Origin of the sequence: Mycobacterium sp. (genome assembly GCF_025933915.1) — a bacterium.
GTDB lineage: Bacteria > Actinomycetota > Actinomycetes > Mycobacteriales > Mycobacteriaceae > Mycobacterium.
Window position 1 is genome coordinate 26,126 of the sequence record NZ_JAICZA010000015.1, and the last position, 22,821, is coordinate 48,946.

At 67.8% G+C, this 22,821-nt stretch carries 22 protein-coding genes; 7 read left to right on the plus strand and 15 right to left on the minus strand.

The features are described from left to right. Window positions 1-12: 12 nt before the first annotated feature. The gene (locus tag Q0W90_RS04105; RefSeq protein WP_297599852.1) at window positions 13-999 is read left to right on the plus strand and encodes a hypothetical protein; all 987 of its coding nucleotides are present in this window, start codon (window positions 13-15) and stop codon (window positions 997-999) included. Window positions 1,000-1,015: 16 nt separating this feature from the next. On the opposite strand, the gene Q0W90_RS04110 is transcribed toward Q0W90_RS04105, so the two are convergent. From Q0W90_RS04110 to glyA, 5 genes are all read right to left on the minus strand, one after another. Next, window positions 1,016-2,479 (minus strand): adenylate/guanylate cyclase domain-containing protein, encoded by a 1,464-nt coding sequence (locus tag Q0W90_RS04110; protein ID WP_297599855.1) that lies wholly within the window; start codon window positions 2,477-2,479, stop codon window positions 1,016-1,018. A 49-nt stretch (window positions 2,480-2,528) separates the two neighbouring features. Next, on the minus strand, window positions 2,529-3,404 hold the full coding sequence (locus Q0W90_RS04115; RefSeq protein WP_297773267.1) for a polysaccharide deacetylase family protein: 876 nt from the start codon (window positions 3,402-3,404) through the stop codon (window positions 2,529-2,531). A gap of 94 nt (window positions 3,405-3,498) precedes the next feature. Beyond that, on the minus strand, window positions 3,499-4,800 hold the full coding sequence (locus Q0W90_RS04120; protein ID WP_297595149.1) for a PhoH family protein: 1,302 nt from the start codon (window positions 4,798-4,800) through the stop codon (window positions 3,499-3,501). Window positions 4,801-5,045: 245 nt separating this feature from the next. Beyond that, complete coding sequence (locus tag Q0W90_RS04125) at window positions 5,046-5,873, minus strand: acyl-ACP desaturase (protein WP_297595150.1); 828 nt, start codon at window positions 5,871-5,873, stop codon at window positions 5,046-5,048. A gap of 118 nt (window positions 5,874-5,991) precedes the next feature. After that, window positions 5,992-7,281, minus strand: a complete 1,290-nt coding sequence (gene glyA / locus Q0W90_RS04130; protein ID WP_297595186.1) for a serine hydroxymethyltransferase — start codon at window positions 7,279-7,281, stop codon at window positions 5,992-5,994. Window positions 7,282-7,408: 127 nt separating this feature from the next. Here glyA and coaA point away from each other — a divergent pair, with 127 nt between their 5' ends. Next, window positions 7,409-8,347, plus strand: coding sequence for a type I pantothenate kinase (coaA, locus tag Q0W90_RS04135; protein WP_297595151.1), 939 nt, complete (start codon window positions 7,409-7,411; stop codon window positions 8,345-8,347). A gap of 12 nt (window positions 8,348-8,359) precedes the next feature. Here coaA and Q0W90_RS04140 read toward each other — a convergent pair whose 3' ends face one another. Further along, window positions 8,360-8,785, minus strand: a complete 426-nt coding sequence (locus tag Q0W90_RS04140; RefSeq protein ID WP_297595152.1) for a hypothetical protein — start codon at window positions 8,783-8,785, stop codon at window positions 8,360-8,362. A 225-nt stretch (window positions 8,786-9,010) separates the two neighbouring features. Then, a complete protein-coding gene (locus Q0W90_RS04145) occupies window positions 9,011-9,799 on the minus strand; it encodes a (2Z,6E)-farnesyl diphosphate synthase (RefSeq protein ID WP_297595153.1) in 789 nt (262 codons plus the stop codon). 179 nt (window positions 9,800-9,978) lie between these two features. Here Q0W90_RS04145 and Q0W90_RS04150 point away from each other — a divergent pair, with 179 nt between their 5' ends. Next, complete coding sequence (locus tag Q0W90_RS04150; RefSeq protein ID WP_297595154.1) at window positions 9,979-10,752, plus strand: hemolysin III family protein; 774 nt, start codon at window positions 9,979-9,981, stop codon at window positions 10,750-10,752. Here Q0W90_RS04150 and Q0W90_RS04155 read toward each other — a convergent pair. From Q0W90_RS04155 to mca, 4 genes are read right to left on the minus strand one after another with little or no spacing between them, the layout of a single operon-like run. Continuing rightward, entirely contained in the window at window positions 10,749-11,132 is a 384-nt protein-coding gene (locus Q0W90_RS04155) for a nuclear transport factor 2 family protein (RefSeq protein WP_297595155.1), read from the minus strand. The two genes, Q0W90_RS04150 and Q0W90_RS04155, sit on opposite strands and share 4 nt — an antisense overlap. Window positions 11,133-11,163: 31 nt before the next feature. Continuing rightward, complete coding sequence (locus Q0W90_RS04160; RefSeq protein ID WP_297595156.1) at window positions 11,164-13,170, minus strand: thioredoxin domain-containing protein; 2,007 nt, start codon at window positions 13,168-13,170, stop codon at window positions 11,164-11,166. Further along, complete coding sequence (locus Q0W90_RS04165; RefSeq protein WP_297595187.1) at window positions 13,157-13,459, minus strand: hypothetical protein; 303 nt, start codon at window positions 13,457-13,459, stop codon at window positions 13,157-13,159. The genes Q0W90_RS04160 and Q0W90_RS04165 overlap by 14 nt, the downstream gene beginning before the upstream one ends. Before the next feature lie 11 nt (window positions 13,460-13,470). Next, a complete protein-coding gene (gene mca, locus Q0W90_RS04170) occupies window positions 13,471-14,343 on the minus strand; it encodes a mycothiol conjugate amidase Mca (protein WP_297595157.1) in 873 nt (290 codons plus the stop codon). A 113-nt stretch (window positions 14,344-14,456) separates the two neighbouring features. On the opposite strand from mca, the gene Q0W90_RS04175 reads away from it, so the two are divergent. After that, a complete protein-coding gene (locus tag Q0W90_RS04175) occupies window positions 14,457-14,891 on the plus strand; it encodes a DUF4307 domain-containing protein (RefSeq protein WP_297699595.1) in 435 nt (144 codons plus the stop codon). A 218-nt stretch (window positions 14,892-15,109) separates the two neighbouring features. Continuing rightward, the gene (gene greA, locus Q0W90_RS04180) at window positions 15,110-15,604 is read left to right on the plus strand and encodes a transcription elongation factor GreA (protein WP_297595159.1); all 495 of its coding nucleotides are present in this window, start codon (window positions 15,110-15,112) and stop codon (window positions 15,602-15,604) included. 103 nt (window positions 15,605-15,707) lie between these two features. On the opposite strand, the gene Q0W90_RS04185 is transcribed toward greA, so the two are convergent. From Q0W90_RS04185 to Q0W90_RS04200, 4 genes are all read right to left on the minus strand, one after another. Next, window positions 15,708-16,886 carry a cystathionine gamma-synthase gene (locus Q0W90_RS04185; RefSeq protein WP_297595160.1) on the minus strand — a complete coding sequence of 393 codons (1,179 nt, stop codon included), beginning with the start codon at window positions 16,884-16,886 and terminating at the stop codon, window positions 15,708-15,710. 11 nt (window positions 16,887-16,897) lie between these two features. Continuing rightward, window positions 16,898-17,641, minus strand: a complete 744-nt coding sequence (locus Q0W90_RS04190) for an RDD family protein (RefSeq protein WP_297595161.1) — start codon at window positions 17,639-17,641, stop codon at window positions 16,898-16,900. Window positions 17,642-17,755: 114 nt separating this feature from the next. Continuing rightward, the gene (locus Q0W90_RS04195) at window positions 17,756-19,162 is read right to left on the minus strand and encodes a cystathionine beta-synthase (protein ID WP_297595163.1); all 1,407 of its coding nucleotides are present in this window, start codon (window positions 19,160-19,162) and stop codon (window positions 17,756-17,758) included. 65 nt (window positions 19,163-19,227) lie between these two features. Continuing rightward, a complete protein-coding gene (locus Q0W90_RS04200; protein WP_297773272.1) occupies window positions 19,228-20,307 on the minus strand; it encodes an alpha/beta hydrolase in 1,080 nt (359 codons plus the stop codon). 245 nt (window positions 20,308-20,552) lie between these two features. Between Q0W90_RS04200 and Q0W90_RS04205 the strand changes: the two genes are divergently transcribed. Both Q0W90_RS04205 and Q0W90_RS04210 read left to right on the plus strand, forming a co-directional pair. Then, a complete protein-coding gene (locus tag Q0W90_RS04205) occupies window positions 20,553-21,515 on the plus strand; it encodes an SGNH/GDSL hydrolase family protein (RefSeq protein ID WP_297595188.1) in 963 nt (320 codons plus the stop codon). A 93-nt stretch (window positions 21,516-21,608) separates the two neighbouring features. Then, a partial coding sequence (locus Q0W90_RS04210; protein ID WP_297773274.1) for an acetyl-CoA C-acetyltransferase occupies window positions 21,609-22,821 on the plus strand: 1,213 nt, incomplete at its 3' end.

The following is a 22,821-nucleotide window of genomic DNA, read 5'->3' on the forward strand; positions in this document are numbered from 1 at the left end:
GGGTGGTTTTCCATGACGGCTCCTCCCGGCGGCCCCTACGGTCAGGGGCCTTACGGAAGCAATCCGTATGGGCACGACCCGAATTGGGGCGGCCAGCCGCAAGCCGGCGGCCCCGGCCCCTACCCACAGGGGCCTTACCCGCAGGGCGGTCCGAACGCTTACCCGCCCGGCGGGCCGTACCCGTATCCGCCGGGCGGTCCCGCGGCCAATCCGTACCAGACGCCGCAGTATCCGCCACCGGGACAACCATTTCCGCCCGGTGGGCCCTACCCGCCGGGCCCTCCCCCCGGCGGCTCAAAGCTGCCCTGGTTGATCGTCGCCGGTCTGGTCGTGCTGGCCGTGATCGCGCTGGTGGCGACGCTCGTGGTGATGAAGGGCGGCCACGGCAACAAGCCGTCGAGCGCCGCGCCCTCGTCCACGAGCACCTCGGTCTCCCAACCGAAGAACTCGGCGCAGAACGCCACCGATTGCACGCCGAACGTGTCCGGCGGTGAGATGCCCCGGACCGACTCGATCGCCGCGGGCAAGCTCTCGTTCCCGGCCACCGCGGCGCCCTCCGGATGGACGGTGTTCTCCGACGACCAGGGCCCCAACCTGATCGGCGGGCTCGGTGTGGCCCAGGACGTGCCCGGGGCGAATCAGTGGATGATGACGGCCGAGGTCGGCGTCACCAATTTCGTTGCCAGCATGGACCTCTCGGCGCAAGCCACCAAGCTGATGCAGTGCGTGGTCAACGGGCCCGGGTATGCGAATGCGTCACCCACGCTGGGGGCGGTCAAGACGTCGTCGATCACCGTCGATCAGACCAAGGCGGTGCGAGCCGACGCCGACGTCACGATCGCCGACCCAACCCGCAACGTCAAAGGCGACTCGGTCAGCATCATCGCGGTCGACACCAAACCGGTCACCGTCTTCATCGGCAGCACACCCATCGGCGACACCGCATCCGCGGACCTCGTCGGCAAGATCATCGCCGCGCTGAAGGTCGCGAAATCCTGACGCGACCCCGACCGGCCTAACCGGCCGGGCCGGTCGGTGCGCAGACGTGGGTGGTCTCGGATCGCCCACGCAGGACCGTGGAATAGCATTCGGCCCAGTGCCCGCGTTCGGCGTCAGCGGCCGCATCGATGGCGGCCGCCGAACACAGGATTCTCCGGTCGGAAGTCTTGGCGAGGTCGGCCAGCCGTGCGGCTTCGTTGACGGCGTCGCCGATCACGGTGTATTCGTACCGGTTTTCGGCGCCGACGTTGCCGGCAAAAACGCGCCCCGCGGAAACGCCGATGCCGAAATCGACTGGCAACCGCCGCAGTTGGGTGGCCAGCGCGCGGGCCGTCGCCAAGGCCGACGATGCCGGCTCGCTCGTCGCCAGCGGCGCCCCGAAGACGGCCAGCGCGGCATCACCGGCGAACTTGTTGATCAGTCCGTGGTGTTCGTCGACGGCGTTGACGACGATCCGGAAGAAGTCGTTGAGTACCGCGGCAACCTCTTGCGGGGGACGGCTTTCCGCGAGCTGGGTGGAGCCCACCAGGTCGATGAAGAGCACGGCCGCTTCGACCACATCGCCCGAGAGCGATGCGCCCTCTTGGACGGCGCGCTGCGCGACGTCGGCCCCGACATGGCGTCCGAACAAATCACGCAACCGGTCGCGCTCGGCGAGTCCGGCCACCATCCGGTTGAATCCTGTTTGCAGCCGCCCGATCTGGGAACGCTCGTAGGCGCCGACGTACGTTCCCATCCGGCCATGTTCGACCTCTGCCATGGCGTCGACGACCTCGCCGATCGGGTCCGAGATGGACCGCGACGTCAGGATCATCGTCGGCAGTCCCAGCACCAGCGCCGCCAGCGATACCACCAGGATCGGCACGTCCAACGATGCCGACCTCTCGATCAGCCACCCGTATGAGCGGAGAACAACCAGGGTCGCGATGACCGCGATGGGAAACGCGCTGCAGAGAAACCACAGCAGAACCAGTCGCGCGTACACACTCGGTACGGCCAGCCGCGGCTCGGCGCCCAGCGTCGCCGCACGCATGATGGGCCGCAGGGTGCGTTGCGCGAGCAGCATCCCAGTGCCTGCGGCGGCCGTGCCGCCGAGGAGAATGCCGAGCGCGATGGGCAGCAGAAGTCGGGCCCCACCACCGAGATTCAGCAGGACGAAGATTCCGCCGCTCAGCGCCCAGGCCGTCACGAGGATCGCCGACTGCCGCCCGGCCAGCGTCATCACGGCGTCGCGTTGGTCGGGTGTCGGCTCGTCTCCTGCCACAAACCAACGCAGCGTGGGGGCCAGGCTCAAGGCGCCGGCCACCGAGACGCCGATGATGCCCAGCACGACGAGCAGCACCACCGGCACCGTGCTGTGCCGCGCGAAGTCGTCGTTGGCCCCGACGGAGGTGTGGCCGCGCAACGGGATCAAGATGGCGGCCGCCTCGACGACGGCCAGAACGTAAGACAGACTCAGGTCAAACCCATAGTGAAACATCCACCACCGAGCGGACTTTCGTCCTTTCGCGGCGGAAGCCAAACTTGTTTTAGGCACCGTTGTTCGGCCCGCCGGAGTTCTGCCCGGGGATGTCGGTAATCGGGAAATTGGGCATCGGCCTCGGGGAGGGGGTGTCGGGCAGCGTGGGAATATCGCCGGCGGGGATGTCGCGCAGACCGTTGACGGGTGGTCCGTTCTCCCGGCTGCCGTAGCTGCTGCCCGGCGCCCGCGGGCCGAGCAGATCGCTGACCGCCACCAGGCGGTACCCGTTGGCCTTGAGCACCGGGATGAATTGATACACCAGATCGACGGTGCTCGAGTAGGTGTTATGGAACAACACCACGGAGCCGGGCTTGATGTAGGTCATCAGCATGCTTCGCGTCGCCGCCGTGTTCGAGTCGTTGGCCCAATCGAAAGGGATGACATCCCAAAGGATTTCGGCGAGCCCGAATTGGCCGGCGGTCTGGCGCACGGCCGGGTCGGACAATCCGCCCGCGGGCCGGTACAACGTCGGCGTGCGGCCCGTCGCGGCGGTGATCGCGTCATTTGCCTTCGAGAACTGCCCGGCAATGTCCTCCCGCGGGATGGTGGTCATGTTGGGGTGTTCCCAGGTGTGGTTGCCGATTTCCATCCCCGCGTCGGCGATGCGCTTGGCGCCGGCCGGGTCGGCGGCCACCTTGTTGCCGATCAGGAAGAACGTGGCCTTCGCGTCGTTGTCCTTCAGGATGCGCAACAGCCGCGCGTCGAAGGGTCCGGGCCCGTCATCGAACGTCAAAGCGACGCATTTGATGACCGCGCAACTGAGGTCGTCGGCGCGTGTCACATGACCGGTCAGCCCGCCGATCACCAGGACCGCGACGGCCGCCACCACACCGACCAGCGTGCGCCAGTAGCGCCAGGCCAAAGTGTCGGGTCGTTTCGCCACGGTGAAATCCTACTCACCGCGAGACTGCGACTAGCGACGCGTTTCGCGAGTGCGGCCGTAGTGGAATACAGTTTCGCGGCCGGGCGAGGCGCCGTCAGTGCGGTCCGGCGATCTCCTCGAGCATCTCGGTGACCAGCGCGGCGATCGGCGATCGCTCGCTGCGCAACAAGGTGATGTGGGCGAACAGCGGATGGCCCTTCAGCTTTTCGATCACCGCAGCGACCCCGTCATGGCGGCCCACCCGCAGGTTGTCGCGCTGGGCGATGTCGTGGGTGAGGATGACTCGCGACCCGGTGCCCAGCCGGGACAGCACGGTCAGTAACACGTTGCGCTCCAGCGACTGCGCCTCATCGACGATGACGAACGAGTCGTGCAGCGACCGTCCCCGGATGTGGGTCAGCGGCAGCACTTCGAGCATGCCCCGGGACAGCACTTCCTCCAGCACCGCCGGGCTGGCCAGACCCTCGAGGGTGTCGAAAACGGCCTGCGCCCACGGGCCCATCTTTTCGCTCTCGCTGCCGGGCAGGTAGCCCAGCTCCTGGCCGCCGACGGCGTACAGCGGGCGGAAGACCACCACCTTGCGCTGGGTCCGCCGCTCGAGCACCGCCTCCAGGCCGGCGCACAACGCCAGGGCCGACTTGCCGGTGCCGGCTTTGCCGCCCAGCGACACGATGCCGACGGACTCATCGAGCAGCAGGTCCAGGGCCACCCGCTGTTCGGCGGAGCGCCCGCGCAATCCGAACACTTCGCGGTCACCACGGACCAGCTGGACGCGCTTGTCCGCGTTGACCCTGCCGAGCGCGTGCGAGCTACCGCCGAGCAACCGAATACCGGTGTGGCAGGGCAGGTCTCGCGCCTCGACCAGATCGATCTCGCCGTCGGTGAACAGCGCGTCGATATCGTCGGTGGCAGTCTCCAACTCGCGCATCCCCGACCACCCGGAGGCGACGACGTCTTGCGCGTGGTATTCGTCCGCGGCCAGCCCCACCGCGGCGGCCTTGACCCGAAGCGGAATGTCTTTGCTGACCAACGTGACTCGCTTGCCTTCGGCGGCGAGGTTGGCGGCGCAACTCAAGATCCGGCAGTCGTTGTTGTCACCGCGGAAGCCGGCGGGCAGCACCGCCGGGTCCGTGTGGTTGAGTTCGACATGGAGCGTACCGCCTTGTGTCCCAACGGGAATGGGCTGATCCAGGCGGCCGTGCACCAGCCGAAGATCGTCGAACAGACGCAACGCCTGGCGGGCGAACCATCCCAGCTCGTGGTGGTGGCGTTTGGCCTCCAGTTCGCTGATCACGACCAGCGGAACAACCACCTCGTGTTCGGCGAACCGGCTGCACGCCCACGGGTCGGACAGCAGCACGGAAGTGTCGATCACGTAGGTCCGGATATCGGTCACGTAGCGCTCCTCGAGCGGGATGAGCCCGCGCGGACCCGCACAGGCATGTCGACGGGAACCGCAGCACCAGGACCGGGGCCGGTCCTTCCGTTGTGATGACGGGAGGTGCCGCCCTGGCAGCAGAGCATGACGCTGACCATCGAGAACGACGCTACTCCCGTGGCCGCGTGCCCGCTGTGCAGGCGCGCCGACATGACAAGCCGCGAACCCCCGGGGGCGGCGAAAGTGGCGAGGTGCCGGCCGGCTCAGCCGACGATGAATTGCCGCAGCGCGGGCTCGTCCGCGAGCCCCCATGCGGTGATGCGGTCGGAGATCGCCTGCCGCAGCTGCTCCGGATCGAAAATGCCTGCCCCGGCGACGTTCTGCACCTTGTCCGCATACGCGTCGATGTCGGCGCCGGGCACCTTCAGGTCGGCCGCGCGGGCGGCGATCGCCGCGATCGTCTCGTCGCGGGTGTATTCCAGGCAGTGCGCGACGAGGTTGGAGAAGAACAGTTCGTGGCGCCGCTCGTCCCGTGCGATCCGGTCGACGAGGCCGGCCAAGATGGGCTCCTCCAGCTTGGCGGCCAGGTTCTCGCAGAACACGGCGTGGGTGCGTTCGGTGAACGCCATGTGCACCAGCGTTTCCACCTGCGAGTAGGTGTCGGCGCGGTAGCCCTTCATCACGTACTGGACACGGGCCTCTTCGTTGGCGGTCGGGTCGACCTCCCGTGTCACCACCAGGTATTCGCGCAGCGCGATGGCGTGCAGGTGCTCCTCGGCGGTCCACCGGCCCAGCCAGCGTCCCCAGTAGTCCTCCAGGATGAAGTGCTCGACCAGCTCGCGGTGGTGCGCGGCCAGGTTGTCCTTGAGCAGCAGCATGATCTCGCAGGCATCCGTCAAGGGCCTCGGCAACGTCATCGACGACGGGTCCCAGTCGCGCCCGCCGAGGAATGCGAAGTTCTCGCCCCGTTCGAACGGCACGTAGTCGTGCGCGAACCAGAGTTCCTCGGTGGACAGGTGGCGGTCGATGTTCGCTTCGACGACCGGCTCGAGTTCCAGGGTCAGCGCGTTAGCGACGGGTCTCTGTGCCATGAGATAACTGTAACCCGCGTACACAGGTTCATGAAACCGCCGGGGTCGTGTCACCGCAACTGGTGACTTTGGTCCTCGAACCCGCCCAGCCGGGCGGTCCGACCCGAGTCGACGCCGGTCAGCGGCCGACCAGCGCCCAGTCTTCGAGGCCGTCGTACAGCGGAAACTCCTGCGCCAGCCGCGTCACGCGCTGCCGCAGGCCCGACACTTGCCCTTCGGAGGCCGCGGTGCCGGCCGCCAGCGCGGTGGCGATGACGTCGGCCACCTCGCTGAACTCGGCGTCGCCGAAGCCGCGGGTGGCCAGCGCGGGCGTCCCGATCCGCAGACCCGACGTGACCATCGGCGGGCGCGGGTCGTTGGGCACGGCGTTGCGGTTGACGGTGATGCCGACCTCGTGCAGCAGGTCCTCGGCAGCCTGCCCGTCGAGCGGGGAGTTGCGCAGGTCCACGAGCACCAGGTGCACATCGGTGCCGCCGCTGACCACCGACACTCCCGCCTTCGCGACATCGGCGGCCAGCAACCGGTCGGCGAGGATGCGGGCGCCGGAAAGGGTGCGCCGCTGCCGCTCGACGAATTCGGGAGTGCTCGCGATCTTTAGCGCAACGGCCTTGCCCGCGATGACGTGCATGAGCGGCCCGCCCTGCTGGCCGGGGAACACCGCCGAGTTGATCGACTTGGCGTACTCCTGCTTGCCGAGGATCATGCCCGAGCGGCCGCCGCCGAGAGTCTTGTGAATGGTGGTCGACACGATGTCGGCGTGCGGCACCGGCGACGGATGCAACCCGGCCGCGACGAGGCCCGCGAAGTGCGCCATGTCCACCCAGAGCTTGGCGTCGACCTCGTCGGCGATCGAGGCGAACGCCGCGAAGTCGAGAATCCGAGGGTAGGCCGACCAGCCGGCGATGATCACCTTCGGGCGGAATTCCAGCGCCTTCGCGCGCACCGCGTCCATGTCGACGAGATGCGTCGTCGGATCGACGCCGTAGAAGCCGTTCTCGTAGAGCTTGCCGGAGAAGTTCAGCTTCATGCCGTGCGTCAGATGCCCACCGTTGGCCAGGTCCAGACCCAGCAGCCGCTCCCCCGGCGTCATCAGCGCGTGCAGCACGGCGGCGTTGGCCTGGGCGCCGGAATGCGGCTGCACGTTGGCGAAGTCGGCGCCGAACAGCGCCTTGGCCCGGTCGCGGGCGATGTTCTCCACGACGTCGACGTACTCGCAGCCGCCGTAGTAGCGGCGCCCGGGCAGCCCCTCGGCGTACTTGTTGGTCAGCACGCTGCCCTGTGCCTGCAGCACGGCGCGCGGCACGAAGTTCTCCGACGCGATCATCTCGAGCGTGTCGCGTTGCCGGCCGAGCTCTTTGCCGAGCAGCTCGGCGATATCCGGGTCGACGTCGGCCAGCGAAGCGGCCATAACGGACGCGGTGTCGGCGTCAGCAGGGCGGGCGTCAGGTGCAGCAGTCACGGCGCCAGTCTATCCAGCGCCGACTTTTCACCAGCCCACGCGTCGGGTGCGCGGGCGCTCCTGCAACACTTGCACTATGCCGCGGCTTAGCGAGCCGAGCCCGTATGTGGAGTTCGACCGAAAGCAATGGCGAGCGCTTCGTATGTCGACGCCGCTGGCCCTCACCGAGGAGGAACTGGTCGGCCTGCGCGGTCTGGGTGAACAAATCGACCTGCTCGAAGTCGAAGAGGTTTACCTGCCGCTGGCCCGGCTGATCCACCTTCAGGTCGCGGCCCGCCAGGGGTTGTTCGCCGCCACCGCCGAATTCCTGGGCGAACCGCAGCAAAACCCGGACCGGCCCGTGCCGTTCATCATCGGGGTCGCCGGCAGCGTGGCCGTCGGCAAGTCGACAACCGCCCGTGTGCTGCAGGCGCTGCTGGCCCGCTGGGACCATCACCCCCGGGTGGACCTGGTGACCACCGACGGCTTCCTGTACCCGAACGCCGAGCTGGATCGACGAAACCTGATGCATCGCAAAGGGTTTCCGGAAAGCTATAACCGTCGGGCGCTGATGCGGTTCGTGACCTCGGTCAAGTCAGGCTCGGACTACGCCTGCGCGCCCGTGTATTCCCATTTGAAATACGACGTGATCCCCGGGGCCAAGCATGTGGTCCGTCATCCCGACATCTTGATCCTGGAGGGTCTCAACGTTTTGCAGACCGGTCCGACCCTGATGGTGTCGGACCTGTTCGACTTCGGCGTGTACGTGGACGCGCGGATCGAAGACATCGAACAGTGGTACATATCGCGGTTCCTGGCCATGCGCAGCACGGCCTTCGCCGATCCCGAATCGCACTTCCACCACTATGCGCCCCTCAACGACACCAAGGCCGTCGCCGCCGCCCGCGAGATCTGGCGCTCCATCAACCGCCCCAACCTCGTCGAGAACATTCTCCCCACCCGGCCCCGCGCCACACTGGTGCTGCGCAAGGACGCCGATCACTCCATCAACCGGCTGCGGCTGCGCAAACTCTAGGTCGGTGGGCGCTTACTCCGTCTCGAGGCGACGCAGTCCCAGGTATTGCAGCCCCGCGAACGCAGCCATGGAGGCAGCACTGGCCACCGTCAGCGCAACCCCGGTGGCGGTCAGGGGCAATGCTTCGGCCGCCACGATCGAGGCCAACGTGAAGAAGACGTTGGCGACGATGACGCCGATACCGATACCGCGCAGGTCCGGCATCGCCCCGAGGCTGAACACCACGAGGCCGTAGAAGACGAAGAAGGCCCCCACCGAGTACTCCTGAAAGGACGTCAGGCCGGTCAGCGACGAGAGCGGGTCGGCGATGAAGGCGACGACCAAGCCGAACAATCCCGTCAGCGTCGCGTCGGCGCGGACGGCAAACCGCAACAGCGAGTCGGTCGAGTCGTAGAGGGGCCGCGTGGTGGGACCGGATACACCAGAAACAGACATCATGTGATTACTCCTCGCGATGGCCGGTTGTGTCGAACGGCTTTGAACTGTGAACGTGCCCCGGTGCACCGCCATATCGACTCATGGCGCTAATGCCATGGATACAACGACGAGGTGGTTCACCCGGCTATTCCCGTTGGCGGGTAAATATTTGACACGCGCCAGTCCGGCGGAGCTCAGCGGCCCCAGGAGTCACAGAAGCAACCGCGCGAGGCTTCGTCCGGGGGGCTACTTGCCGTGGCGGCGATGCCGCTGGGTGTAGTCACGCAGCGCGCGCAGGAAGTCGACCCGGCGGAACGCGGGCCAGTGCGCTTCGGTGAACCACATCTCGGAGTACGCGCTCTGCCACAGCAGAAAACCGGACAGCCGCTGCTCGCCCGACGTGCGGATCACCAGGTCGGGATCGGGCTGACCGGAGGTGTAGAGATTTTCCGAGATCGCATCGACGGTGACCGTGTCGATCAGCTCTTCGGCCGACGCGCCGTTGGCGAGCTCCTTGCTCAACAGCGAACGCACCGCGTCGACGATTTCTCGGCGGCCACCGTAGCCGACGGCGACGTTGACATGGAAGGACGCCACGACCGGCGTGGACTCCACGGCCCCGCGCAGCCGGCGGGCCGGTTGCTCGCCGAGCAACTCGAGGTCGCCGACGGTGCGCACACTCCAGCGATTGGCGGGTGCGCAGATCTCCTCGACGACGTCGGTGATGATCTCGATGAGCCCGGCCAGCTCTTCGGGATCCCGTTGCAGGTTTTCCGTGGAAAGCAGGTACACGGTGGTCATTTCGATGCCGGCGTCCTGACACCAGCGCAGCATCTCGGCGATCTTGAGGGCACCCATCCGGTAGCCGTAGCTCACGTCGTCGTATCCCGCGTCGCGCGCCCAGCGCCGGTTCCCGTCGCACAACACGGCGATGTGGCGGGGAAGTTCCGACTTGGAAGCGGTCAGGCCCTGCCGCAGCCGCATTTCGTAGATCCGATACAGCGGCTCTTTGAGTCGCGGCGGGATGATTTCCACGAACACCCACCCTACTGCCAGCGGCGATGGAATCCGGGTTCCAATTCCGGCGCGGTCAGATGAGAAGTCCCGTGAGAAGTCGACACTGTGCCGTAACCATCCCTGGCTACTCTGGCTCTTACGCGGCCCCGCCACCGCGCCTGCGGGACCCCTCGTTGCGAAGACAAAACACAGGAGCCATGAACAGCCAGACCAGCACCGCCCCCAACCCGGAGCCCGGGAACGAGTCGATCGTTCCGGGCAACACCGTCGAGCAGCTCGTCGAGGGCGCCGCCCAGGTTCTGAGCAAGCCCCGGCTGCGCGGCTGGATCCACTTCTACTCGGCGTGGCTGGCCGTCATCGCCGGCGCCACGCTGGTGTCGGTGTCGTGGGCCGCGTCCTCGCCCCGCGCCGGTCATTCGACGCTGATTTACGCGGCCTGCACGGTGGCGCTGTTCGCGGTCAGCGCCACCTATCACCGGGTGCACTGGAAATCAGATCTGGCCCGGATCCGGATGAAGCGGCTCGACCATTCGATGATCTTCGTGTTCATCGCCGGCAGCTACACGCCGTTCGCGCGGCTGGTGATGCCGCAGGACACCGGCGTGGTGGTGCTGTGCATCGTGTGGGGCGGCGCGCTGGCGGGCATCACGTTGAAGTTGTGCTGGCCGACGGCGCCGCGCTGGCTGGGTGTGCCGCTCTATCTGCTGCTGGGCTGGGTGGCCATCTGGTATGCCCCGACGATCCTGCACCAGGCCGGTGTGGCCGCGATGGTGCTGCTGGCGGTGGGCGGTGTGTTCTACAGCGTTGGTGGCATTTTCTACGGGTTGCGCTGGCCCGACCCGTGGCCGCGGACATTCGGCTATCACGAGTTCTTCCACGCGTTCACCGCGATCGCGGCGATTCTGCACTACATCGCCATGTGGTTCGCCGTCTTCTACACGAGCGACCACGCCTGGCTGCTGGGAGCCTAAACCTGCGGGACGTCGTCGTCGGGCGACCAGTACGCCTTCATCGCGGCGATCTTCCCGCTGCCGTCGAAGACCATGACGTCGATCGGCTCGATCACCATCCGGTGCCCGCCGGCGGTCACCGTCAGCCGGAACTGGAAAGCGGCCTCGTTGCCGGCCACGCGCAGCGACACCAGCTCGCATTCGCGCTGCAGGTTGTCGACCGCCGAGTAAAAGCCGTGAATCGCCTGGTGCCCGATGTGCACCTCGCCGCCGACCGGGTCCTCGACGGTGGCGTCATCGGCGTACAACTCGACCAGGTCGTCGGCGCTGCCCTTGGCGACCAGTTCGATGTAGCGGTGGACCGTGTTTCTGATCGCTTCGGCCCTGGCGGCATTCGGCATGGGACGCAGGGTAGCCGCCGGACTACCGTCCTCAAACACCCAGGGCCGCCGCCAGTTCGGCCGTCCCGGTGACCGGTAGGTCGCAGACCCGCCCGCGACAGACGTAGGCGGCGTCGGCGCTGGCCACCCGGTCCCGGCCGGCCAGCAGCGCCGACGAATCCACTTCCCCGCCCACGACGATCGCCCCGCCGGGCGCCAGCCGTCGCGCGTCGGCAAGCAGCGCCGACCGCGACGGGTCACAGGCCACCGCGATCTGCAACGGTCCGCGGACCGCGGCCTCCGCGACGGCCAGCCAATGTCCGGCCGAGCGCGGCGCGCCGTCCAGCAGCACCGAGTGCGCGCGCAGCGAGTCGCCCGCCGCCCGCAAATACCGCTCGGCGCGCTCCCCGTCGACCAGGTGCGCCGCGATCAGCAGCGCCTCGGTGATCGACGACGCGCCCGACGGGGTCGCCCCGTCCAGCGGGTCGGCCGGCCGGAGCATCAACTGCTCGGCATCGTCGGCGGTGTCGAACCAGCGGCCGGGCTGCTCCCGATCGGCGAAGTGCGCCAACGCGGTGTCCAGCAGATCCGTTGCCGCGGTCAACCAGGCCGCCTCGGTGGTCAGCTGGTAGAGCACTAACAGCCCGGTGGACAGCATCGCGTGGTCCTCCAGGATGGCGACGCTGTCGCCAACCACGCCGCCCAGGCTGGCGCGCCGCAGCCGGCCATCGACGATGTGCAGATCGAGCAGCGCCTGCGCGCAACGCGTTGCGGCTCGGGCGAACTCGGGTTCGTCCAACGCCACGGCGGCTTCGGCCAACGCGGTGATCGCCAGGCCGTTCCACGACGTGACGATCTTGTCGTCGCGGCCGGGCTGGACCCGGCCACGGCGGGCGCCCAACAACGCGGCCCGCGTGCGTTCGGCCCGCTGCGGATCCTCCGGATCGGTGGGGTACTGCAGCACCGAGCTGCCGTGCTCGAACGTGCCGGCCGCGGTGACCGCGAAAACCTTTGCGGCCCAACGACCGTCATCGGGCCCGAGCGTGTCGTTCAGCTGCTCCGGCGTCCAGACATAGGTCGAGCCCTCGCGGCCGTCGGCGTCGGCGTCCAGCGACGAGGTGAACATGGCGCCGTCGGCGAGATCGTCGAGCAAGAACCGGGCGGTCTGGTCGGTGACCCGGCGCGCCAGCGGATCGCCGGTCCGCCGGGCCCAGTGCGCATATGCGCGCAGCAGCAGCGCGTTGTCGTAGAGCATCTTCTCGAAATGCGGTACCACCCATGCGTTGTCGACGCTGTATCGGGCGAAGCCGCCGCCAAGCTGGTCGTAGATGCCACCGCGGGCCATCGCGTTGCCGGCGCGCGACACCGCCTCGAGCGCCGCCGGTGACCCGGTGCGCTCGTAGCTGCGCAGCAGCGCCTCGAGCAGCGCCGACGGCGGGAATTTGGGTGCACCGCCGAACCCGCCGTGCACCGTGTCCTCATCCTCGAGCAGCGAGGCGACGGCGCGGTCACACAGGTCCGGCGCCACCGCGGGGCCGCCACCCGGCAGAGCCCCGGCCATCTTGCGTAACTCGCCGGCGATATGGTCGGACGCCTCCTCCACTTCGCCACGACGCTCCCTCCAGGTGGCGGAGACAGCCGAAAGAAGTTGCAGGAAAGCTTGTTTCGGATAGTAGGTGCCGCAGAAGAAGGGGCGGCCATCCGGTGTGAGGAAACACGTCATCGGCCAACCACCCTGCCCGGTGAGGGCCACCGTGGCGTTCATGTACACCGCGTCGATGTCCGGGCGTTCCTCGCGATCGACCTTGATGCAGACGAATCCCGCGTTCATCGCCGCGGCGACGTCGTGGTCGTCGAACGACTCGTGCGCCATGACGTGGCACCAGTGGCAGGCGGCGTAGCCGACGGATAGCAGGATCGGCACGTCGCGGGCGGCGGCGTCGGCCAGCGCCCGCGGTGTCCATTGCTGCCAGTGCACCGGGTTGTCGGCATGCTGACGCAAATACGGGCTGGTGGCCAGCCCGAGGGTATTCGTGGCAGACGAATCAGCCTGGCTCATCATCGGATCCCGGGGGTCGCGGTGCTCCGTCGGCCTGATCCGGGGGGTGCCCGGTGCCCGGGTCGAGCGCGTCGGTGCCCTCGTCCGCGGCCTGATCCGGCTCAGGATGCTGGGGATCGAAGGACTCCGGCACCTTCTTCAGCTGCCGGTTCATCGAGCGCAGCAAAAACAGTGTGCTGATCAACAGCAACACGACGATCAGCAACCCGACCGGGCTGGCCTTGCCGAAGTCGGGCCCGGTATGTTGCGGCGCGTCGTCGGCCTGCCAGCTCACGGCGCTCACGATCAGAACGAGGTGATTCACGTGTCGGTCTCGATTCCGGCGAACAGGTCGTCCTCGGGCAGCCGCGCGGGGACGCGCGAGCGGGCCAACTCGAATTCCTCGGTGGGCCAAAGCCGTTGCTGCCATTCGATGGGAGCCGCGAAGAAGTCGTGGTCCGGATCGATCTGTGTGGTGTGCGCCCGCAGCGCGTCGTCGCGCTGGCTGAAATAGGCCGAGCATTCGACGCGTGTGGTGACCCGGGACTCGAACGGATCGTGGGCCGCGTCCCAGTGTTCGAGCCACTTCTTGAACGGGGGTTCGTGGCCGTGCTTGAGGGCTTCGTCGTGCAGCAACTGCATCCGGGCCCGCAGGAACCCGTGGTTGTAGTACAGCTTGGACACCGTCCACGGCTCGCCGGCGTCCGGGAAACGCCGATAATCGCCGGCGGCCTCGAAGGCGCCGACCGAAACCTGGTGGCAGCGAATGTGATCGGGATGAGGGTAGCCGCCGTTTTCGTCGTACGTGGTCATCACGTGCGGCCGGAACTCGCGTACCGCGCGAACCAGCGCCCCGATCGGCTCGTCCAGCGGCACCAGCGCGAAACATCCCTCCGGCAGCGGAGGCGGCGGGTCGCCCTTGGGCAACCCGGAGTCGACGAAGCCGAGCCAGGTGTGCTCCACCCCAAGGATCTCGGCGGCCTTGGCCATCTCGTCACGGCGGATTTCGGCGATGTGCCCGTGCACCTCGGGCAGGTCCATCGCCGGGTTGAGGATGTCGCCGCGCTCACCGCCGGTCAGGGTCACCACCAGCACCCGGTGGCCTTCGTCGGCGTAGCGGGCCAAGGTGGCCGCGCCCTTGCTGGACTCGTCGTCGGGGTGGGCGTGCACCGCCATCAACCGCAATTCGCTCACGTGCCCCCTTGTCACCTCTGGTGGTCGCCCGGTCTGACCCTATAATTCCAGTTCCACATCGATGCATTGCTGTCGGCCGGTGCCCGGCAGCCGACAATCAGGCACAACCAGGCATGACCGAAACCCCTACTCCGCGTCCGGAGGCCCGTTACGGGCGTTCCCGGCTGGCGCGCATCCCCCGGCGGTGGGCGATCGTCGCGGTGGGCGCGCTGGCCGTCGTGGCCGGGCTGGTCGTGGCCGTCGTCGGCTACCAGCGGTTCGGCACCGCTGACGTCAAGGGATCGCTGGCCGGCTATCGGGTGATCGACGACCAGACGGCGTCGATCACAATCAGCGTGACCCGATCGAATCCGTCGCGGCCGGTGGACTGCATCGTGCGGGTGCGCTCCGCTGACGGCAGCGAGACGGGACGGCGCGAACTGCTGGTGCCACCGTCCGACGCCGCCACCGTGCAGGTGACGACGACGGTCAAATCCTCCCAGCCGCCGGCGGTGGCCGACATCTATGGGTGCGGCACCGATGTGCCGGCTTACCTGCGCCCGTCCTGACCGGTTGCGATCGACGCCGAACAGCGAATATGGAGTCATCAACTGTTTGCGCGGTGGTAACATGGGTGAATGCACGGTTCCGGTTGGGACCGTGTTGCTGCATTAGCGGCCGTTAGCACCGCGGCGCCGCAGCACACGGGGATGACCCGCACGCTTCCGACGGCGGAATAACAGGACTTAAGCGGACTCGCGGAACGACATACGAGGAGCACGACGAGATGACGGACACTTCGGTGACCTGGCTGACCCAGGAGTCACACGACCGACTCAAGACCGAGCTCGACCAGTTGATCGCGAATCGTCCGGTCATCGCCGCGGAGATCAACGACCGCCGCGAGGAGGGCGACCTGCGCGAAAACGGCGGCTACCACGCCGCCCGCGAAGAGCAGGGCCAGCAGGAGGCCCGGATTCGCCAGCTGCAGGATCTGCTCAACAACGCCAAGGTCGGCGAAGCGCCCAAGCAGTCCGGCGTCGCGCTGCCCGGCTCGGTGGTGAAGGTCTACTACAACGGCGACAAATCCGACACGGAAACCTTCCTGATCGCCACCCGCCAGGAGGGCGTCAACGACGGCAAGCTCGAGGTGTACTCGCCGAACTCACCGCTGGGCGGTGCCCTGATCGACGCCAAGGAAGGCGAGACCCGCAGCTACGTGGTGCCCAACGGCAACACCGTGAAGGTCACCCTGGTCAGCGCGGAGCCGTACCACTCCTAGTCGCTTCTCTTTTCGCGAGCAGTCCCCCGCAAGCGGGAGGTGCCCCCAGCAGAATCGCACTAAACGCGCTCCGCGTGCGATTCTGCGTCTGCTCGCGGTCGGTCTAGCCGACGGCCTGCTCGAGATCGGCCAGCAAGTCGGCGGCGTCCTCGATGCCCACCGACAGCCGCACCAGATCGTCGGGAACTTCCAATTGCGACCCGGCCGTCGACGCATGCGTCATGGCGCTGGGGTATTCGATCAGCGACTCGACCCCACCCAGCGATTCGGCCAGGATGAACACCTTGGTTCTGGCGCACAGATCGCGGGCGGCCTCCCGGCCACCGCGCATGCGCACCGAGACCATGCCCCCGAACGCGCGCATCTGCCGCGCGGCGATCTCGTGCCCGGGATGGGTGGGCAGACCGGGATAGAGCACACCACTCACGGCGGGGTGCCCGTCGAGGAATTCCGCGACGGCCGAGGCGTTTTCGCTGTGCCGCTGCATCCGCAGCACCAGCGTCTTCAGGCCCCGCATCGTCAGGTAGGCGTCGAACGGGCCGGGCACCGCGCCCGCCCCGTTCTGCAGGAAGCCGAACGCGTCGTCCAGCTCCTGGTCGTCGGTGACCAGCGCGCCACCCACCACGTCGGAATGTCCGCCGATGTATTTGGTGGTGGAGTGCAGCACGATGTCGGCACCCAGCGCCAACGGCTGCTGCAGCGCGGGTGAGGCGAAAGTGTTGTCCACCAACACTTTTACCGACCTTTCCGCGGCCCGCCCGGCCGCCAGATCGGCGAGGGCGGCGATGTCGGCGATGGACAGCAACGGGTTGGTCGGGGTTTCCACCCAGATCATCCGGGTTCGCGGCGTGATCGCGGCGGCCACGGCGTCCAGCTCATGCAGCGCGACCGGTGTGTACTCGACGTTCCACTGGGTGAAGACCTTGTCGATGAGGCGGAAGGTGCCGCCGTAGGCATCATTCGGGATCACCACGTGGTCACCCGGCCGCAGCACCGCCCGCAGGGCGCAGTCGGTGGCGGCCATTCCCGAGGCGAAGGCCCGCCCGTAGGTGCCCTCCTCGACGGCGGCCAGCGCGGCCTCCAGCGCGGCCCGGGTCGGGTTGCCGGTGCGCGCGTACTCGAATCCCCCCCGCAGGGCCCCGACACCGTCTTGGGCGAAGGTGCTGCTGGCGTAGATCGGGGCGTTGACCGCTCCGGTCGCCGGGTCCGGCCGATAGCCGGCGTGAATCGCTTTGGTGGCCAGTCCTTTGAAGTGGGGCTGTCCGCTGCGTTCGTCGCTCATCGACGATCAGCCTAGGTGACGGGTGGCCTTTCGGTCCCGTCGATCGGCAAGCACACCGTCGTCATGACCTTGTCTGCCAACGTCTGACGCTTCGAATCCCACAGCGGGAAAAGGAAACCGATGAAGCAGATGATCGCGTCGATGAAGTGCGCCAGCGCCCGCACCACGGACATGCCGAAGCCGAGGGGTTGCCCGGTGACCTCGCTGACCACCTTGAACTTCATCACCGATTTGCCAATGCTCGACCCGGTCGTGCCCTGCCTGTAGCCGTAATTCCAGATCAGGTAGAACAGCCCGACGATCGACGCCAGCCACTGCGCCACCATGCCAAGGGTCGAGTTCTGGGTGGCGCAGTACTGGTTGATGGCGTACTGCGTGATGTCGGTGATGCAGGCCGTCTGCTGCGTGGCAACCATGATTGCGACACCGATGCCCCACACGACGGCGAAAGGCAGGATGTCGATGACGAACGCCAGCGCGCGGGTCAGCCACGGCGTGTAGTCCTGCGTCGGCAGTGTGCGGATCGCCGGGCCCGGCGGCGGCGGCGCGTATCCACCGGACGGAGGCGGGGGCGGCGGATAGGAACCACCGGACGGCGGCGGGGGCGGCGGATAGGAACCACCGGGCGCCGGAGGGATGGGTGGCGGCGGGGGCGGGATCTCCTGCCCACCGGAGGGTGGCTGCTGTCCACCGGACGGACCGGGCGACGAGGGAGGTGGCGGGTATGCGCCGCCGGGCGGCGGTTGATCGGTCATGGGCAACCTTCCACTGCGGAACAGCCGGACGTCTCTAGCTGGACTGGCCGAATTACCGTACCTGAGGGTTTCACCGCCGGGCGAGACGCGCGTCACCCGCCGGGCCGCCGCGCGCTACCGGCGCCCGCTCAGTCCACGAGGCCCCTCGGAGAGGAAGCCCAACAGGTCATAGCGGGTGATCACCCCGACCGGTTTGCCCTCCTCGACCACCATCAACGCGTCCCAATCACGCAACGCCGTGCCCGCCGCGCTGACCAGCTCCCCCGCGCCGATCATCGGCAGCGGTGGGCTCATGTGCAGCGCGACCGCGTCCGCCAATTTCGCCCGGCCCTCGAAGACGGCCGACAGCAGTTCGCGTTCGGAGACACTGCCGGCGACCTCCCCCGCCATCACCGGCGGTTCGGCGCCGACCACCGGCATCTGGGACACTCCGTACTCGCGCAGGATGCCGATGGCGTCACGCACGGTCTCGGACGGGTGGGTGTGCACCAGGTCAGGCAGCTCACCGGACTTGCGGCGCAGCACGTCGCCGACCCTGGACTGCTGGGTCGACCCGTCGAGGCGGCTGCGCAGGAACCCGTACGACGACATCCAGGCGTCGTTGAAGATCTTCGACATGTAGCCCCGCCCGCCGTCGGGCAGCAAGACCACGACCAGCGAGTCGGGTCCGGCGTCCTCGGCGACCCGCAGCGCGGCGACCACCGCCATCCCGCACGACCCGCCGACTAGCATCGCTTCTTCGCGGGCCAGGCGCCGGGTCATGTCGAACGAGTCCGAGTCGGAAACCGCGATGATCTCGTCGGGCACCGTGCGGTCGTATGCCTGCGGCCAGAAGTCCTCGCCGACGCCCTCCACCAGATAGGGCCGGCCGGTGCCACCCGAATACACCGAACCCTCGGGGTCGGCGCCGATGATGCGCACGGCGCCGTTGGATATCTCTTTGAGGTAGCGGCCCGCGCCGGTGATCGTGCCGCCGGTGCCGATGCCCGCGACGAAGTGGGTGACTTTGCCGTCGGTGTCGGCCCAGATCTCCGGACCGGTGGTGGCGTAGTGGCTGGCCGGGCCCTCCGGGTTGGCGTACTGGTCCGGCTTCCACGCACCGTCGATTTCGGTGACCAGCCGGTCGGAGACGCTGTAGTAGCTGTCCGGATGCTCGGGCGGCACCGCCGTCGGGCACACGACCACCTCGGCGCCATACGCCATCAGCACGTTGCGCTTGTCCTCGCTGACCTTGTCGGGGCAGACGAACACACACTTGTAACCGCGGTGCTGGGCGACCAGGGCCAGCCCGACCCCGGTGTTGCCCGATGTGGGTTCGACGATGGTGCCGCCGGGGCGCAGCTGTCCGCCGGCTTCGGCGGCGTCGATCATCTTCACCGCGATCCGGTCCTTGGAGCTGCCGCCGGGGTTGAGGTATTCGACCTTGGCCGCCACGATGCCGGCACCATCGGGAACGACGGAGTTCAGGCGCACCAGCGGCGTGCCGCCGATGAGGTCACTGATGTGCTGCGCGATCCGCATGCGTCACATCGTCTCAGGCGGTTTCGCGGGGCGTACAACTACTCTGCGGGTTTCGTGCGCCGGCGCTAGCCGGTGGCCTCGCGGATGTAGTCGCCGATCTGACGCAGCGAGCGCATGGCCTCCGGCACCATCGGCGCGGCCAGCTGGAAGTCGTGGATCTGCCCGGGCCACACCCGCACCTCGGCCGGCACGCCCACCGCGGCCAGCCTGCTCGCGGCCAACCGCGCATCGTGCAGCAGCACCTCGGAGCCCGAGACGTGAATCAGGGTGCGGGGCAGGCCCGGCTTGATGTGTTCCAGCGGCTCGTAGATCTCTTCGGGCTTGCCGGCGATTTTGTTCTTCCCGGCCGCGCCGGCGACCAGCTCGGCGAGGGCATCGAACGCCTCGGCGGAGAACATCGCGTCGGTGTCGATGTTGGGATGGGCCTGCTTGGGTTCCTTCGCCAGCTGCAGCAGTGGCGAGATCGCCACCAGCGCGGCGGGCACTTCCTCTTCCCCTTCTCCGTCGGCTTGCAGACGTTGCGCCAGCGTGAGCGCCAGATAGCCGCCCGCGGAGTCCCCCGCCAGCACGATCTGGTCGGGAGGGTAGCCGCGCAGGCGCACCCATCGGTAGGCGTCGTGGCAATCCTCGAGCGCCATGCCGACCGAATTCTTCGGCAGCAGCCGGTAATTCACCACCAACACGGGCGAGTCGGCAAACTTGGAGAGGGCTTCGACGAGCCTGCCGTGGGAGTTCGCCCCACAGGTCAGGAACGCGCCGCCGTGGAGGTAGACGACGATCCGGCGGGTGCCGTCGGCGGGAAGCACCCCGGGCGCGCGAACCAGCTGCGCCGAGGCGTTGGGCAACTTCACCGTCTCGCGGACGGTGGCCGACGCCGGGATCAGCACCCGAGCGGTGAGGTCGATGAGACCCCACGGCCACGGCAAGTTGGGGACATGGCTGCCGACGGTCAGAATCGGCCGAATCGTCAGCCGTGACGTCAGGTTGGCCAGTCGCGCAGCAACGCTTGGGCCGGACTCGAGGACCTCGACCGGTGCGCCGTCGCTGATCGCGAATTTGCGCGTCTGGGCGCGACGGGCCTTGAGGACATCAAGGGCACGAACGGGGTTCTCAGGCGAACCCGATACCTTGCTAGGTGCGGTCATGCTCAACACTTCCTACGCCGTTGTAGTGCGATACAGCATGTGACGAGTCAGCTGAGCGTCCGGTTCAGCCGTTTGCCAAGGCGCTCAGCCAACCCCCTGCTCTCAGCTTGACAGCCATTGCTTAGTGCAACGTATGAAATCTCTGAGTTGATACCAGTTCTGAGTCGCACCGTGACCACTTCGTTTTTTCGCACCGCCCGCGCAAAGTCCGGAGCGGCCCTAAACTTGACTGCGTGACCATTCGGGTGCCACGTCGTTCGGCGATCGCCCTGGCCACAGCGGGCGCGCTGGCCTCGACAGGGACCGCCTACCTGGGGGCGCGCAGTCTGTTGGTCGGCCAGGCGACCCACGCGCGCACCATCATCCCCAAGTCATGGGACATCCCGCCCCGCGCCGACGGCGTGTACGCGCGCGGCGGCGGGCCGGTGGAGCGGTGGCGCCGCGGCATGACGGCCGACCTTCACCTGATGATCTTCGGCGATTCAACCGCCGCCGGGTACGGGTGCACGAGTGCCGGCGAAGTGCCGGGGGTACGGATCGCGCAGGGCCTGGCGGAGCAGACCGGCAAGCGAATCCGGCTGAGCACCAAGGCCATTGTCGGCGCCACCTCCAAAGGCGTGTGCGGCCAAGTCGACGCCATGTTCGTGGCCGGCGCGCCGCCGGACGTGGCGGTGATCATGGTCGGTGCCAACGACGTGACCGCGCTGAACGGCATCAGCCAGTCGGCGCAACGGCTGGCGTTGATCGTCCGCAAGTTGCGCGCCCGGGACGCGGTGGTGATCGTCGGCACCTGCCCGGATCTGGGGTTCATCAGCGCCATTCCGCAACCGCTGCGGTCGCTGGCGCACGAGCGTTGCCTGCAGCTTGCCCGCGCCCAGACCGCGGCGGTCCGCTCGGCCGGCGGTGTGCCGGTGCCGCTGGCGCGGCTGATGGCACCGCAGTTCCGGGCCACACCGGACGTGATGTTCTCCGCCGACGGCTTCCACCCGTCGGCACCCGCCTACGCGCTGGCGGCCGACGCGCTGCTGCTCGCCCTGTGCGACGTGCTGGGTGAGGAGGTGGAGCGCCCGTCGCGCAACCCGGCGGTGCCGGCGGCGGCGCCGGTCCTCGGCCAGCGCCACACCCGGGCCAGCGTGATGTCACGGCTGTGGCGGCGTCCGGCACCCGGACCTGCCCCGTCTTCGTGCCCTGAGGTCGGCAGCGACTAGATTTGTTCTCGCCCGTCGGGGTGGACCTATCACCCGGTGGCCAAGCGAGCCAGCCCCATCTGAGGGATCTGCAGGGATCTGAAGGGAACCACCATGCCTGAAGCCGTCATTGTCTCAACTGCTCGCTCGCCGATCGGCCGTGCCGGCAAGGGGTCGCTGGTCAGCATGCGACCCGATGACTTGGCCGCGCAGATGGTGCGTGCCGCGCTCGACAAAGTGCCGGCCCTGAACCCGCACCAGATCGATGACTTGATGATGGGCTGCGGCCAGCCGGGCGGCGAGTCCGGCTACAACATCGCGCGGGTGGTCGCCGTGGCGTTGGGCTATGACTTCCTGTCGGGCACCACCGTCAACCGGTACTGTTCATCGTCGCTGCAGACCACCCGGATGGCCTTCCACGCGATCAAGGCCGGCGAGGGCGACGCGTTCATCTCCGCCGGCGTGGAGACCGTGTCCCGGTTCGCCAAGGGCAGCGCCGACGGCATGCCGGACACCAAGAACCCGCTGTTCGACGCTGCCCAGGCGCGGACCGCGGCGGCTGCCGAGGGCGCCGACGAGTGGCATGATCCGCGCGCCGACGACGCGCTGCCCGATGTCTACATCGCGATGGGTCAGACCGCCGAGAATGTCGTGCTGTTGACCGGGATCAGCCGCGAAGACCAGGACCGCTGGGGGGTACGCAGCCAGAACCGCGCCGAAGAGGCGATCAAGAGCGGACACTTCGAGCGCGAGATCTCACCGGTCACGCTGCCGGATGGCACCACGGTCAGCGTCGACGACGGCCCGCGGCCGGGCACCACGTATGAGAAGGTCAGCCAGCTCAAGCCGGTGTTCCGGCCGAACGGCACGATAACCGCTGGCAACGCCTGCCCACTCAACGACGGTGCGGCGGCGGTGGTCATCACCAGCGATGTGAAGGCACGTGAGCTGGGGCTGACCCCGCTGGCCCGCATCGTCTCCACCGGGGTTTCCGGATTGTCGCCGGAGATCATGGGTTTGGGACCGATCGAGGCGACCAAGAAGGCGTTGGCGAAGGCGGGCATGTCGGTTTCTGACATCGACCTGTTCGAGATCAACGAGGCGTTCGCGGTGCAGGTACTCGGTTCCGCCCGCGAGTTGGGGATCGACGAGGACAAACTCAACGTCTCCGGCGGGGCGATCGCCTTGGGGCACCCGTTCGGGATGACCGGCGCCCGCATCACCGCCACGCTGCTGAACAACCTGCAGACCCACGACAAGACGTTCGGTCTGGAAACCATGTGCGTCGGCGGCGGGCAGGGCATGGCGATGGTGATCGAGCGGCTGA

Bases quoted from the DNA above. Each gene is read 5' to 3' on its own strand.
- Q0W90_RS04140 (WP_297595152.1), bottom strand. From the start codon at position 8,785: ATGATGTCTGTTTCTGGTGTATCCGGTCCCACCACGCGGCCCCTCTAC.
- coaA (WP_297595151.1), top strand. From the start codon at position 7,409: ATGCCGCGGCTTAGCGAGCCGAGCCCGTATGTGGAGTTCGACCGAAAG.
- Q0W90_RS04195 (WP_297595163.1), bottom strand. From the start codon at position 19,162: ATGCGGATCGCGCAGCACATCAGTGACCTCATCGGCGGCACGCCGCTG.
- Q0W90_RS04110 (WP_297599855.1), bottom strand. From the start codon at position 2,479: ATGTTTCACTATGGGTTTGACCTGAGTCTGTCTTACGTTCTGGCCGTC.
- Q0W90_RS04150 (WP_297595154.1), top strand. From the start codon at position 9,979: ATGAACAGCCAGACCAGCACCGCCCCCAACCCGGAGCCCGGGAACGAG.
- Q0W90_RS04105 (WP_297599852.1), top strand. From the start codon at position 13: ATGACGGCTCCTCCCGGCGGCCCCTACGGTCAGGGGCCTTACGGAAGC.
- Q0W90_RS04200 (WP_297773272.1), bottom strand. From the start codon at position 20,307: ATGACCGCACCTAGCAAGGTATCGGGTTCGCCTGAGAACCCCGTTCGT.
- Q0W90_RS04160 (WP_297595156.1), bottom strand. From the start codon at position 13,170: ATGAGCCAGGCTGATTCGTCTGCCACGAATACCCTCGGGCTGGCCACC.
- Q0W90_RS04190 (WP_297595161.1), bottom strand. From the start codon at position 17,641: ATGACCGATCAACCGCCGCCCGGCGGCGCATACCCGCCACCTCCCTCG.
- Q0W90_RS04185 (WP_297595160.1), bottom strand. From the start codon at position 16,886: ATGAGCGACGAACGCAGCGGACAGCCCCACTTCAAAGGACTGGCCACC.
- Q0W90_RS04155 (WP_297595155.1), bottom strand. From the start codon at position 11,132: ATGCCGAATGCCGCCAGGGCCGAAGCGATCAGAAACACGGTCCACCGC.
- greA (WP_297595159.1), top strand. From the start codon at position 15,110: ATGACGGACACTTCGGTGACCTGGCTGACCCAGGAGTCACACGACCGA.
- Q0W90_RS04125 (WP_297595150.1), bottom strand. From the start codon at position 5,873: ATGGCACAGAGACCCGTCGCTAACGCGCTGACCCTGGAACTCGAGCCG.
- glyA (WP_297595186.1), bottom strand. From the start codon at position 7,281: ATGGCCGCTTCGCTGGCCGACGTCGACCCGGATATCGCCGAGCTGCTC.
- Q0W90_RS04175 (WP_297699595.1), top strand. From the start codon at position 14,457: ATGACCGAAACCCCTACTCCGCGTCCGGAGGCCCGTTACGGGCGTTCC.